The following is a 14,191-nucleotide window of genomic DNA, read 5'->3' as shown; positions in this document are numbered from 1 at the left end:
TTAACGATATCTTATTTCTCAAACTTGATGAAGACAAGCCCTAAATCATTTCTTCACCAGATGATGCTTCATGATCTCATCTACAAAATCCTTGATACTTTGTTGGTTGTTTTTGATCAGCGCCATCTTGGCCAGTTGTTGGTCGCGCTTCAGTTTGTCTTGCGAAAACTTGAACTTCCCTTCCCAGGCGGTGATGGCTATTTCAAAACCGATGATATAGTCCAGTGCGGCTTCCATTCGAGGATTGTCGGGCGTTAGTACATATTTTGGGTCATCCCCCTCCAAAAAGGCGGTCATGCGTATGATGGTGTCTCGTACATCATTCCTATCCTCGATGCGAGTCACTTTTCCTTTGATGTGCACATTGATATAGTTCCATGTGGGTAATTGGGTGGTGCTATACACACTAGGGGAAATATAGGTGTCGGGGCCATAGAAAATGGCCGTACAGCCGATCCCATCCTTCAATAGTTCAACCTGCGGGTTATATTTATCGATATGGGCGACCAATTTGCCGTAGGTACTGCCATCATCCTCGTAGATCAAAGGGATGTGCGTCGCAAATATTTCACTGTCCTTGGCAGAGATGAGCGTACCAAAAGGATAGGCTTTCATAACCCTAATGGCATTAGGGTAGTTTTGCTCTTGGTGATGTTTTGGAGGGTAGTTCAATGGTTGATGAAGTGTTGAAAGTTGAAAGTTGAAAGTTGAAAGTTGAAAGTTGAAAAAGCGATGTTGTGAAATTACAAAATTCGGAGCAAGGTCCAATTACAAATTTTGTCGAATGACCGGCCCTTCAACGGGATTGGGCTCCTCTGTCGATATCAAACACCAAACTGTCGCAAATGATGGTCTAGGTGCCGATAAAATATTTCGTAACGGCCATTGCTGTAAAATCCGTGCCGCAAGCTACGGATTTTCAGAAATGACCACCCCTTCAACGGGATTGGGCTCCTCTGTCGATATCAAACACCAAACTGTCGCAAATGATGGTCCAGATGCTTGTAATGCATCTTTCCCCATTGTTCTTTGGAGAAGTTACCAAAAGCTGGGTGCTTTGGTAATGGCGGACCATCTTTCCTGGCATGCAGCTCATCCATTAGATCGTTCAATCTGGTAGCTTCCGTCTCAAACTCTCTTTCATCCGTTATTGCAAAACCAGGTGCCGTAGGTAAATTGGCTTTCCATAGTTTGTCACTATACATCGATGTCTTAAATCCTCTAAACAGCACGCGCATTGCCAAGTTTGGCCTTTTTAGGTCCGATTTCTCTAAAGGTACCTCCAAGGCCTTCTGGCAATGATACATCATCTGTGCAACATTCATCTTCCCCCATTTTGGTTGCGTTTCGGGAGTAAGCTTGGCGACACGAACTTTAAGTTCATTATAAGATTCTGGTTCAAAGATGGATTTCATAGAATATTGGTTTTTGATTGCAATCTGAAAATTACGACTTTTTTTGACGTGAACTTCATCGGGAAATCATAGAATATGGTCTTTGTGCGCATGCTTTAAGTTGTTGATTGTTAATTAATAAGATGCTTTTTATTATTTTTATTCATATGCGAGAAAAACCAACTTCCTTCAGTATTAAAAATTGGTCCGAAGACGATCGTCCGCGTGAAAAACTACTGCAAAAAGGGCGTAATGTCCTCAGTGATGCCGAACTCATTGCAATTCTCATTGGGAGTGGTAGCAGGGATGAGAGCGCGGTCGCTTTAAGTCAACGCATTCTGGCATCTGTTGAGAACAATCTCTCAGAGTTGGGAAAGCTCAGCGTTAAGCAATTGATGCAGTTCAAGGGCATCGGAGAGGCCAAAGCTATTACCATCGCGGCGGCTTTGGAGTTGGGAAGACGTCGAAGGGCAGAGGAGGCCTTGGAACGAAAAAAGATCACCTCCAGCACTTCTGCCTATGAATTATTACAACCCATTATCGGAGATCTGCCACACGAAGAATTCTGGATCGTCTATTTGAACAATGCAAACAAGGTGATACAGATGATGCAATTGAGCAAAGGCGGTATTACGGGAACCTTAGTGGATGTGCGGTTGGCACTAAAGTATGCGCTAGAACTTGGCGCAATAGCGATCATTCTGGCACATAATCATCCCTCGGGGAGCCTAAAGCCCAGCCTTTCCGATAAGCAACTGACACAGAAACTCAGGTTGGGAGCAGAAAGTTTGGATATAAAGGTGTTAGACCATTTGATAGTGGCCGAAAAAGGCTATTTTAGCTTTGCAGATGAAAATTTGCTCTAAAAATGCTACTAGTTTATACGCACAAAATAACTCCAAGATTTTCCTATATCTTCAAGCAGCTGTTTGAGCGTGTGCTGTGCGTCGATGTTGGTTTTACCACGGTTATCGAGGAATTCATTGCGCATTCAGGACCAAAGATGACCTATACCAAGCAACCTTTGGGGAATGAACTGTACGTGCGTAGCCATGATCTATTATATCAGCAAGGGATTACCGATCTTACCATCAACGTACAGGATTGGGAGGGGATTCCTTGTTTTTTCAGTGCTGGAGAGCAAAGCAGTCTTCCCTACGATATTTTTAGCGCCAGTTTTTATCTTTTGAGTAGGTACGAAGAATATCTACCACATGTAAAAGATGAGCATCAACGTTTTCCTGTAACCGAAAGTCTTGCCTACAAACATGAGTTTATAGAGATTCCTCTGGTAGATGTTTGGGCACAGCGATTTAAGAAACTGCTGATACAGAAATTTCCAGAAATGGAATTCGGAGAACGAACGTTCGAGTTCATGCCCATCATCGATGTTCCAAGCGCCTTTGCCTACAAAAAGAAAGGTCTTTTAAGGTCACTCGGCGGAACATTTCAGGATCTGTTTCGATTCAAGTTTCAGAAGGTATGGTATCGCTATAAGGTATTGTTTGGAATAGAACGTGATCCATTTGATAACTTTACACGATTCATTGCACTCAATCAAACCTTTAACATCAAGGCGCTTTATTTCTTTTTGGTTGGAGACTTCTCCACCTATGATCATAACATCTCTGCAAACAAACCTAAATTCAGGTCGTTGATCAAGTCTGTCTCCGACTATAGTGAGGTGTCTCTAATGATCTCCTATGAGGCAGCGACCCAATTGGAACTGCTAAAGACCGAACGCAAGCGCTTATCAGAGATCGTACACCGACCGATCCAAAAGGCAAGACTTCATTACAACCGACTCAAAATACCAGAGAGCTACCGCAATATGGTCGACGCAGAGATCACAGAAGATTACTCCATGATGTATCCGCATACATTTGGATTTAGGGCCAGCACCTGTACCCCCTTTCTCTTTTACGATATCGGTGCAGAGATCCAACTACCTATAAAGATATTCCCTGTTTGCCTAGAGGATAAGACATTTGCGCTTATGAAAGATCTAGATCTCGTTAGAGAGCAGTTCATCTATATGGGTGAAATGGTAGAAAAGCTCCACGGTACCTTCAGCCCTGTATTTCATAACTATACCATTGGGCCCCTGGAAGAATGGATGGGGTGGAGGAATATTTATAAAGAGGTCATAAAAAGATTTTCGGCATGAGAGATTTTGTAACTGATATTTTCTTTGACCTCGACCATACCCTATGGGATTTTGAGAAGAATTCCGCCTTGACCTTTAAAAAGATCTTAGAACAGCATCGGATCGCTGTAGAATTGTCTGCGTTTTTAGAGGTTTACATTCCAACAAATCATGCCTATTGGAAGTTATATCGCGAAGAACGGGTGACCAAACAGGAGCTTCGATATGGGCGACTGAGAAACACATTCGATTGTTTGAAGGTACAGGTGGAAGAGGAAATGATACATACGCTTTCTGAAGAATATATAGCCAACCTCACTACATACAATCACTTGTTTGATGATGTGCACGAGGTGCTGACCTATCTTAATGAAAGCTATCGACTTCATATCATCACCAATGGCTTTCAAGAGGTACAACAGGGCAAATTGCATAGATCTGGTATCGCCAAGTTCTTCGATCAAGTAATCGATTCGGAGATGGTTGGCGTTAAAAAGCCAAATCCAAGGATATTTCAATTTGCCTTGGCAAAAGCAACGACCCACCCAGATACATCATTGATGATCGGTGATAGCCTAGAGGCCGATGTTCTGGGGGCACAATCCGTGGGAATGCATGCAATCCATTTTAATTCGCACAACGAGGATCGGCATAAGCATTGCACGATCATCAATAGGCTTGCAGAATTGAAAGACCATCTGTAAGACGTGCACATCATACAGTTGAAATTTGCTATTCTTCTTATAAACTACTGAATGAAAAAAATAGGAGCCTTTAATGTATGATATGCATAGGCGGGTTGATGACAATGTTTTATCATCGCAGATCATCCGATTTCTTCCGACCGATCAGGTATCTTAACTACCGATGTTTTTTGCAAAAAAATATGGGTTTGGGTATGTCGATGCACTTAGGTAACTTTAACTGCTATTTGATAGCAGATAATCTTTTAGAATATCGAAATTTGGCGAAGGCCAATGCCGCAATCGTCCAAGTATGTTTTAACTTTATGATCCCCGCAGGGAAAAACCTTTTTGACCATGTTCAGACAAACCGTAGTATCTTTTCTTCTTCTATTCGTTGTAGCACAAATTTCAGCCCAAGAACTAAACAGTTACAAGTATGTGATCATTCCTCAGAAATTTGATTTTTTAAGTGAGGCCGACCAGTACCGACTGAATTCGTTGACGCGGTTTTTGTTCAAAAATGAGGGTTTTGAGGTCCTATATGATACCGAAACACTTCCAACAGAACTGGCGGATGATCAATGTTCGGGACTTCGAGCAAATGTACTTAAGGAAAAAGGCATGTTCACTACAAAACTTACTATCGTGCTAAAGGATTGTAAGAACGACGTGATTTATACCTCACCACAAGGAACAAGTAGGGAGAAGGCGTATAGAGAAGCCTATAATGAGGCGTTGAAAGAGGCATTTGAAGGCGTTAGTTCGTTAAATTACACTTATGATCCTACATCGGTCACCGTAAGAAAAACGAAGAAGGTAACACCCCAGCCCATTGATGAAGTGAAAGCAGTTGTAAAGGAAGCAACCAGTGATAAAACTGACAGCCCCGCAGCTGTAAAGAATTTGATAGATGTTGAAGATACGCATAAGGATGTACTTTATGGCCAACTGATGACCAACGGGTATCAGGTAGTCGATGCTACACCCAAAGTAGTGATGAAGCTGTTGTTTTCGGGTAAAAAAGATGTTTTCATTGTCGAAGATCGAAATGCCATTGTATTCAAGCAAGAGGGTGTATGGGTGCTTTCGGAATATGACGGAAATACCACAAGTAATAAGGTCATCAACTTAAAACTCTGATCAGTACCCGTATTTGTCTTTCCATCGATTCTTTAAAAAATCGCGAAGTGCCTTTTCGCGCTGGTTATTTCCCGGTTCATAAAGCTTATTGCCTCTAATCTCTTCAGGTAAGAACTCGTGTGCGACAAAATTGTGCTCATAGTTGTGCGCATAGGCGTAGTCTTCACCATAACCAAGGTCCTTCATTAATTTTGTGGGTGCATTTCGTATCGATAAGGGAACGGGAAGGTCACCGGTTTGTCTCACTAGTCGCTGTGCTTCGTTAATAGCCATATAGCTCGCGTTGCTTTTTGCTGAAGTCGCTAGATATACGGCACATTGACTTAAAATAATGCGTGCTTCGGGATAACCGATGGTCGTTACCGCCTGAAAGGTATTATTTGCAATGACGAGGGCGGTAGGGTTTGCCATGCCGATATCCTCCGATGCCAAAATTAGTAGGCGACGAGCGATGAATTTTACATCCTCACCACCTTCGATCATTCTTGCTAACCAATAAACCGCGGCGTTGGGGTCACTGCCCCTGATCGATTTTATAAATGCAGAGATGATATCGTAGTGTTGTTCACCAGTTTTATCATATAGCACCGTGTTTTTTTGGACTTTACTAAGCACCAGGTCGTTGGTGATCGCAATATCGTCAGATGTTTCAGAATTGACCACCAACTCAAAGATGTTCAATAATTTTCTCCCATCACCACCCGAAAGTCGAAGCAGGGCCTCGGTTTCCTTGAGTTCAATGTTCTTTTTGCTTAGTTCTTCATCTTCTTTGATCGCTCGATGTAAGAGTTTTTCGAGATCTGATCTCCCAAAAGGATTCAACACATAGACCTGACAACGGGACAATAGAGCCGGAATCACCTCAAAACTCGGATTTTCCGTAGTTGCACCAATAAGCGTTACCCATCCTTTTTCTACAGCAGCCAGGAGCGAGTCTTGCTGTGATTTACTGAATCGATGGATCTCATCAATAAATAGTATTGGATTCTTTGTGGTGAAGAGTCCGCTGCTCTGCTTGGCTTTTTCTATGACCTCTCTTACATCTTTAACTCCCGAACTGATCGCGCTCAAAGTGTAGAAGGGTCGCTCTGTCGCCGAAGCGATGATATTTGCCAAAGTGGTTTTTCCAGTACCAGGAGGGCCCCAAAAGATCAGCGAGGGGATGATGCCTTTTTCTATTTGTGCAGTGAGCGAACCCGATTCGCCAACCAAATGATCTTGACTTATATAATCTGCCAATGTCTTTGGTCGAATGCGCTCTGCTAAAGGTTGATTATTCATAGTATAAAAATACTGCTTTTGTGTATTTTATTTTTAGCTTAGATATAAACATATACTGTCAAAATAGCACAGTTGGTCGCCTTGGCTAAGTTTTTGAGTGCTGATTTGTAAATTTATAGGAAATGAAAAGCCAAGATTTTAAATTCACATCAGGAGTTGTAGGTTATCCTATGCTCTTTGGGCTTTTGATATGGTACGTATTTTGGATCGATAAAGAATTTGGTCTTGGTTTAAAGAGTTTCGGTATTCGCCCGTTGGAGTTGGAAGGACTCATCGGAATTGTGATGAGCCCCTTTTTGCATGGTGATGTGGGTCATCTTTGGAACAACACGATTCCTTTAATGGTACTTTCGGCAGCACTTTTCTACTTCTATCGCACTATCAGTTGGAAAGTGCTAGGTTACGGTATCCTACTCTCCGGTTTTTTCACTTGGCTGATCGGTGGATATGGCAATCATATCGGAGCGAGTGGACTGATCTATGTATTGGCCAGTTTTATATTTTTTAAAGGAATATTGGCCAAAAACTATCGGCTGATCGCGCTTTCAATGTTGGTCGTATTCTTATACGGAAGCATGATATGGTATATTTTTCCTGTGAAACCTGGTATGTCTTGGGAAGGTCATTTATCGGGAGCAGTGACAGGTCTTTTGTTCGCTGTGCTTTACAGAAGGGCGATCATTCAACCGAAACAATATGTGTGGGAGGATGAAAATTATGATGAGGACAATGACCCTTTTATGCAACATTTCGATGAAGAGGGAAACTTTGTTTCTGAGAGTGAGCAGAAACGAATGGAAGAATTGGAAGAAATAGAACGCATTCAAGAACAATGGCGTCAAAATCAAGACCACACGCTATAAGGATAGCATTAGATTCGGCAAACCAATAGCGATTGGAAGATAAAGATAAAAGAAAAGGCCACCCGATTAGGATGGCCTTTTTTATTATTGTGATCGCAACGTGTATTATTCTCTAGCGACGATGTTTCCATCCCGGTCTAATACCGTGTAAAGACCATTCTGAACGCGAATGGTTGCCACGACCTCTTCACCTAGACCTGTACCTCCTCCAGGACCAGCACTTTCGCCATGGGTGGAATCGTACAAATTAGGATACTCTAAGGTAGTGCTAAAGCCTCCAGGCTTAAATATTTGAACTGTGATTGGAATATCGAAAGGTGGAGTTACGAAATTCGCACCACCATTATCCCAAAGATCCGCAACAACTGTGTAGACCCCATCTGCCAAAACCGTGGTAACTTCAAGACCAGGGTCTGTTGGATTGAAGAGAAATTCAGGGCAGTTTCCAGTAAAGGTAAACACCGAGAAATCACTCAAAAAGATATCCATGTCCATACTACAAGGATCAAAGGTCGCGTCGGTAGATTCCCATTCTAGTCCAAGTCCTAATTCGTCACCTACAAAATTTTGCACGTTCACCGTGATCGTTTCGTCGATAACAGCCTCCAGCAACGAAGTCGCTGTAAGTCTAAATTTGAAAGTCTCGGTTCCTTCGGGTACCGCATCGATCAAGGTTTCTATATCTATTTGGAAGTTTTTGGTATATGGAGCTATGGTGGCAACATATCCAGTTCCTCCTAAATATCCAAATTGAAACCACCCCGCCTCGAACCAAGTGGGATAAGGTACGTTGATGTCCTCTAAAGGAATTCGCTCGTATCCGTTACCAGAGTCTGGAGAGCCGATAGGCTGGGTGACAATCGCAGGATTTCCTTGCGCATCTAACAAGTCGATTCTGATGTCCACTTTTTGATTTACGGCATACTCCATCTCAAGATTGAAACTTGCGGTTTCTCCTTCTGTCACCGTTACGACCCTATTTTCAATGCTAATGGTGGGTTTGCCTCGCCTTGCGATAGAGTCATCCTCTTGGCATGATGCAAGCAATAGACACAGAACCGCACCTCCCAATAGTGACTTTTTAATATTATCTATAAATATTTTCATTGTTGAATAAGATTTTATTGTTTGGTATAAACGATGTTGTACGTTGCTACTGGGTCACTAAATAACGGTGTTATGGTCACGGTCATTGTAAGATTTCCAGCATCATCTACGGTTCCTGAACCTTCTACCTGATTGCTAAAGAAGTTTCCTAAATTTTGAGATTCAATAGTGATCATGTCACAGTTCTCTTCAAAGACGAAACCATTTCTTGGCGCTCCAAAGGTAGTTAGGTCATTAGAACCTTGCGGGCCAAATTGTCCTGTAGAGCCTGAAAGGTAAAGTCCTTCTCCAATCTGCGAAATGACTTCGTTGGTATAATTCCAAGTAGCACCTGTTTCAATTCTTTCAACACTTACGTTGAAGGTTCCTCCAACATCTGAGAAACAGATACCTCCTAAGATGATGGTAGCTGTCTGTTGGGTTTCAGAAATAACACCATTACTAGAGTTCACCAATCTGATAACGATCGTTTTAGGTGCCAATGGCTCGATATTCTCTGTATAAATATTGAAATCGATAGTTGCGAAATCCCGGCTTGCAGGAATGCTTACGACTCTGCTTGTCGATACAAAATCAAAATCGACACCTTCTACAGCGGTGCTAGAAGCATCCACCTCGAAAGTAAGATCGATCTGTGGCGTATTGGCAAATACTTGACCTGCCAAGAGATCAACAGGCAGACTAAAAGAACCAACCTGACCGTCGGTGAGAAAATTGGTCTCTGCCGTGGTATTTTTAAAACCAGCGACATATTCGCCGGTAGCGAAGCCTTTTTCCAGTTCAGAGGGCTCGTCATCTACAAGACAGGAAACCGCTACTAGCGAACTTATAAAGGCAATGAATAAGAATTTTATGTTTTTCATCTGTTCTTTTTTTTAGTTTACATCCCAGAAAATGCTGGTGTTAAATGCTGAAGCCGTTGTTTGTCCAAAAGCGCTCACATTAGCAGTATTTCCAGAATACTCCGAAGTTGGATATAGAATACGTTTTGGTTGTGTTGGTTCGCTTGCCAATTCTGGAAGTGGCATATTGCTTGGATATCCAGTTCGATTGAACTCTATCCAAGTCTCTAGACCATTAGTACCACCAAGGTCGATCCATTTTTGTGTGATGATCGCTTCGATCTTGTCGGTCGATCCGTCCCAGCCAATGCCGGCCACGTTATCCGAATTCGTCAAATATGTAGTGACACCTGAAGCTCCAAGACGGTCAAAGGAGGCTCTGATGCCATCTTGAAACAAGGTCTTGGCATCTCCGCTGGTCAGATAGCCTCTTTGTACGGCTTCTGCCTGCAAGAACAAAGACTCAGAGGCTGTCATGATATAACCATCTTGGTCAGGAGAACTCAAAAGGCCAAGGCCTAAACGCGAAGGCTGTCCTGGACCTCCTTGCGTATTGCCTTGGATGGCTGTTTGCCCTCCTCTGATCGTATAAAGTCGCGATAAGCGTCCATCCACTACACCATTGGAAGTACCATCTAAAAACTCTACCAAAAAGGTGGTAGGTCCTACCGTTACATTGCTAACTGTAGCGCTGGCCTGATTTCCAAACTGCCCTGGATCGTAACCAAAAGTCTCAGCAAATGGATTCATACGTGTGCTTTCATCGCTATAGCCAGGATTGATAGTAACATCTTCTCCAAGGTCAAGGAAGATAGCATCTGGGCCGTTTAGATTGGCAAACTCCTCTTGGATATACGTTTGGGTCGCTCCATCGGTTTCTGCAAGTTCCATCAAACGAACTAGCAGTCTTAACTTCACGGTATAACCAAACTTTTTCCAACCAGTCATATCTCCATTTAGCATTACATCATTGCCGCCCATATCGATAGCGGTTGCGGTATCGGTATTGTTGATCAGGTCAATGGCCTCATCCACTTCGTCCACCAACAGTCTGTAGATATCTTCTTGGTCATCATAGCTTGGGAAGAGATTGTCTCCTCTTAGATGCGATTCTGTATAAGGGATATCGCCATAGATGTCAACTAGATATTGAAAGTAAAAGGCTCTAAGGATCTTAGCGGCGGCCTTAAAATAGTCATAGTTACCAGCGCCACTAAAATTAGAAATATTGGTAAGGTTACTAGCTCTCACGAACATTCTATCCCAAATTTCATCATAGAAGTCTGGGGTGATCTGATAGGAGAATTCAGTAAAAAAAGGTGCTTGAATTTGTTGGGCATTACCGGACCAAGTGGCGATCATGGTATTTCCCAACTGATTCATTCGTGTCATAAAAACTTGGCTCGGTCTGGTTTGAGCCCCTGGCATTACCACCTCAGGAGACAGATCGTCTATGATGGTTCCGTTAGGGTCCTCGTTGACCAATACATTCTCACAGGATATAGTAGTGAAACATATTAAACCAGTTACTGTAGCTATTCTTAATAATTTATTGAGAGTTTTCATCGCTATTGATTTAATAGTCATTACTTAAAAAGTTAAATTAACATTCATTGCGTAAAATCTGGTTGGAGGCGTTGCTCCAAAATTTCCGATTCCAGTTCCAAATTCAGGATCGTTATATCCTCGATTTTCCTTAGGTAAAACGATCAACAAGTTTCTTCCACTAATACCAAAGGAAATTGCTTGAAATACAGTTTTATCAAGGAATTTGCTTGGGATAGAATATCCGATAGATACCTCCCTTAGCTTAAAGGCAGTCGCATCCACGATAAAGTTTTCATCTACACCCAGAAAATCTGGACTCTGAATAAACGACTGATACTCGGCATACTCCGAAGGACCTCCATAAGATGGACCTGTAAGTAGGGTAGTATTCGTAACACCGCTTCCTGCTACTGTAGAGTTAGGGAAGATAAAATGCCCACGACCGTTTTCGGCAGTTACAAAACTTCTTCCTTGACCAGTAAGGTTGTTATAGATGTTAGAATAGAATGAGTGTCCCGTTCTATAATCGGCAGTTGCACTAAAAGTGAAGCCCTTATACGAGAATTGCGTTGCAAAGTTTAAGATATAATCTGGATTTACTTGTCCAAGAACTTTGATTCCCGAACCTACTCTTGGAGAGCCATCCGCATCAAGGACTACACGTCCTTGGTCGTCACGCTCATAAAAGGTACCTTGAATCAATGGAAATTCTTGGCCTTCGATAGCATAGATTCCCGGAACACCTCCTCGAGTTAGTAAGGAGCTGGATTGGTCTGTTACTTTATTTACAGTGGTTTGCGCGGTACTATAGCCAAGATTGATATTCCAGTTGAAATTTTCATTTCTTAGGGGTGTTAAGCCTAGGTCCACTTCGAATGCCTTCGTTTCAGTTTCACCAACATTCAAGATTGCTGTATTAACACCTGTTGAACTAGACACGCTAGTGCCAAGTATCTGGTTGTCGTTGGTATAGAAGGATGCGGAACCATCTAGCGTGATTCTTGGATAGCCGTTCAAGTTAAGAAGCTCTAAGTTAAGATTAGCTTCAATAGTTGTAACAAATTCAGGCTCTAGAGTCGCGGAAGAGGTCGTCGCAGGAGCTACAAAAGAGTTAAGTCCGGTAATAGAATATGGAAAACCATTTGCCTGTATTCCAACATCAAAAAGATCATGAGGGTCAAGTGCACCTAAGTTACCTACTTGTACGTAGGAACCTGAAAGCTTTGCCTTATGCAAGAATTTACCTTTCATCTCAGGGAAAGCCTTGGTTGGAATAAAAGAAACACCCGCAGAAGGATAGAAAATGCCGATATCCCCTGTACTACCTGTAGAAGATGATTGAAGTAACGAATTCCACTCATTCCTTGCGGTCAAATTAAGAAACAGAAAGTCCTTATAGCTCAAATCCACATTGGCGAAAATCGAATTAGACCTTTGTGCCGTTCGCCTGTCTTGAATATTGATACCACTAGAAATATTACTAGAAACATATAATCCTGGAACAGTGAGCTGCGACCCAAAGGTATTTTGAACGAATGATCTTGCTTCGGTAAAGTTAAAACCGATTAAAGATTTTAATTCGATATTGTCGGTCAATGTATAGTTGAAGTTATTGATGAGATCGATATAGTATCGCTCACTTCTAGCAGTTTGAATTTCAAGATTCGATTGGATGTTTCTACCATCTCCCGTAATAGTGAAAGGAGCTGTATAGGCATTTAGGTAATCGATGAAGTCAGAATCAGAATTTACGACATTACCTCGTAATACCGAAGATATATTGTCGCTGAATTGATAGGATATTTCTCCCGATAGATCGGTTATAGTTCTTCTGAGATTGAATCTCGAGTTATTCAATACCCAATATGGACTATCACCAAAAGCCGTCCAGTGGTCGCCATTGTCTCCAGAACTAAAATCCTCGATGACAATATCGCTAGGAACTTGTAATAATTGCTGATATACGTTTCTCTCATCTACTTGATCTGAGTCGTTGTCATATGCAGATACCGTATTTTGTTTCTCTTTCGTAAATCTGGCGATACCACTTACTGCTAATTTTCCAAATGTTTTCCCACCATTTAAAGTGAAGAAATCTTTTACGTACTTATCACCAGGAAGAACCCCTTCGGTATCTCTCTTGTTTCCAGAAAGCGTAAAATAACCTTCATTATCCCCACCGGATACGGTGATCGTATTTTGAGTGGTGATACCTGTATTGAAAAATGGGTCGATGTTATCTTCGATAAATTCGTAAGTATACGTTCTAAAATCGTTAAAGGTTGGGAATGGCAATCCTACCGGTTGTGTAGAACCGTCATACTCTGGCCCCCAAGAACCTTGATCAAAAGCATCGATCTCTCCCCAATATCCTTTACCATATCGATCTTGTAATTCTGGTAAGAAGGCGATATCCTCGAACGTCACCGATGAGGTGATACCTACAGTGACCTTTCCTCTTGCATTGTTTCCCTTTTTGGTATTTACAATGATTACACCGTTACCACCTCGAGAACCGTAAAGCGCAGCTCCGTTAGGGCCTTTAAGTACGTTTACCGATTCGATGACCTCTGGGTCAAGGTTGGCAAATACGGTTGCCGTGGAAATCACATTGTCAATTACGATCAATGCTTCATTATCTCCTGTCAAAGATTTAGTACCCCTCAATAAGATCTGTGTGTTTGGTGTAACTCCAGCTCCCGTGGTGTTGATCTGTAGACCAGAGACCTTACCGGCTAATGCCTGCACAGCATCTGGGTTGTTCGCAGCGGTGATCTCGTCCGATTTAAGACTTTCATAGGCCGTAGTGATCTCATCGGGTTTTCTTTTGATACCGACAGCGGTCACGATCACCTCTTCTAGTTGGTTGTCGGGTGCAAGTGATACGTTAATAGCGTTGTTAGATCCTACAGGTATAGCTTGTGTCGCATATCCTACATAGCTAAACTCCAACGTTTGGCCTTGGTTTACTTGGATGGCGTAGTTTCCATCAAAATCTGTGGTTGTACCCGTTGACGTCCCTTGTATTATAACATTGGCCCCAGGTAACGGAACTCCGCTCTCATCAGAAACAGTACCCGTCACGGTCTTTTCTTGTGCAAGCGCTAGTTGCGTCATAAACACTATCAATAGTGTTAAAATTCTACGGAAAGTTTTTTTCATGTTGCGGTTATTTTATAAAATT

Annotated in this window: 12 protein-coding genes; 5 read left to right on the top strand and 7 right to left on the bottom strand. The window is 42.2% G+C overall.

The annotated features are described in order from the left end of the window. Positions 1-45: 45 nt before the first annotated feature. Positions 46-672 carry an FMN-binding negative transcriptional regulator gene (locus ACFQ1M_RS01190; RefSeq protein ID WP_386402626.1) on the bottom strand — a complete coding sequence of 209 codons (627 nt, stop codon included), beginning with the start codon at positions 670-672 and terminating at the stop codon, positions 46-48. Between the two features lie 293 nt (positions 673-965). Then, positions 966-1,415, bottom strand: coding sequence for a DUF1569 domain-containing protein (locus tag ACFQ1M_RS01185; protein ID WP_386402623.1), 450 nt, complete (start codon positions 1,413-1,415; stop codon positions 966-968). 146 nt (positions 1,416-1,561) lie between these two features. On the opposite strand from ACFQ1M_RS01185, the gene radC reads away from it, so the two are divergent. The 4 genes from radC to ACFQ1M_RS01165 all read left to right on the top strand — a co-directional run bounded on the left by radC (position 1,562) and on the right by ACFQ1M_RS01165 (position 5,366). Continuing rightward, on the top strand, positions 1,562-2,260 hold the full coding sequence (radC, locus tag ACFQ1M_RS01180) for a RadC family protein (RefSeq protein WP_386402621.1): 699 nt from the start codon (positions 1,562-1,564) through the stop codon (positions 2,258-2,260). A 2-nt stretch (positions 2,261-2,262) separates the two neighbouring features. Continuing rightward, positions 2,263-3,561 (top strand): polysaccharide deacetylase family protein, encoded by a 1,299-nt coding sequence (locus ACFQ1M_RS01175; RefSeq protein WP_386402619.1) that lies wholly within the window; start codon positions 2,263-2,265, stop codon positions 3,559-3,561. Then, on the top strand, positions 3,558-4,244 hold the full coding sequence (locus ACFQ1M_RS01170; RefSeq protein ID WP_386402617.1) for a YjjG family noncanonical pyrimidine nucleotidase: 687 nt from the start codon (positions 3,558-3,560) through the stop codon (positions 4,242-4,244). Before ACFQ1M_RS01175 ends, ACFQ1M_RS01170 begins: the two co-directional genes overlap by 4 nt. 336 nt (positions 4,245-4,580) lie before the next feature. Beyond that, the gene (locus ACFQ1M_RS01165) at positions 4,581-5,366 is read left to right on the top strand and encodes a hypothetical protein (RefSeq protein WP_386402615.1); all 786 of its coding nucleotides are present in this window, start codon (positions 4,581-4,583) and stop codon (positions 5,364-5,366) included. Here the strand turns inward: ACFQ1M_RS01165 and ACFQ1M_RS01160 are convergent, their stop codons facing one another. After that, a complete protein-coding gene (locus ACFQ1M_RS01160) occupies positions 5,367-6,647 on the bottom strand; it encodes a replication-associated recombination protein A (RefSeq protein WP_386402613.1) in 1,281 nt (426 codons plus the stop codon). It lies immediately after the preceding gene. Between the two features lie 122 nt (positions 6,648-6,769). Here ACFQ1M_RS01160 and ACFQ1M_RS01155 point away from each other — a divergent pair, with 122 nt between their 5' ends. Then, positions 6,770-7,510 (top strand): rhomboid family intramembrane serine protease, encoded by a 741-nt coding sequence (locus ACFQ1M_RS01155; protein WP_386402611.1) that lies wholly within the window; start codon positions 6,770-6,772, stop codon positions 7,508-7,510. 105 nt (positions 7,511-7,615) lie between these two features. On the opposite strand, the gene ACFQ1M_RS01150 is transcribed toward ACFQ1M_RS01155, so the two are convergent. The 4 genes from ACFQ1M_RS01150 to ACFQ1M_RS01135 are packed head-to-tail and all read right to left on the bottom strand — an operon-like array spanning position 7,616 to position 14,169. Further along, positions 7,616-8,617, bottom strand: a complete 1,002-nt coding sequence (locus ACFQ1M_RS01150) for a hypothetical protein (protein WP_386402609.1) — start codon at positions 8,615-8,617, stop codon at positions 7,616-7,618. 14 nt (positions 8,618-8,631) lie between these two features. Continuing rightward, positions 8,632-9,480 carry a hypothetical protein gene (locus ACFQ1M_RS01145; protein WP_386402607.1) on the bottom strand — a complete coding sequence of 283 codons (849 nt, stop codon included), beginning with the start codon at positions 9,478-9,480 and terminating at the stop codon, positions 8,632-8,634. Positions 9,481-9,492: 12 nt separating this feature from the next. Then, positions 9,493-11,025: a SusD/RagB family nutrient-binding outer membrane lipoprotein gene (locus ACFQ1M_RS01140; protein ID WP_386402605.1), complete on the bottom strand. Its 1,533-nt coding sequence runs from the start codon at positions 11,023-11,025 to the stop codon at positions 9,493-9,495. A gap of 24 nt (positions 11,026-11,049) precedes the next feature. After that, on the bottom strand, positions 11,050-14,169 hold the full coding sequence (locus ACFQ1M_RS01135) for a SusC/RagA family TonB-linked outer membrane protein (RefSeq protein WP_386402603.1): 3,120 nt from the start codon (positions 14,167-14,169) through the stop codon (positions 11,050-11,052). Positions 14,170-14,191: the final 22 nt, after the last annotated feature.

The organism is Sungkyunkwania multivorans, from assembly GCF_042675645.1.
In the GTDB taxonomy this organism is placed as follows: Bacteria; Bacteroidota; Bacteroidia; order Flavobacteriales; family Flavobacteriaceae; genus Sungkyunkwania; species Sungkyunkwania multivorans.
This window is presented reverse-complemented; position numbering and strand designations above follow the sequence as displayed.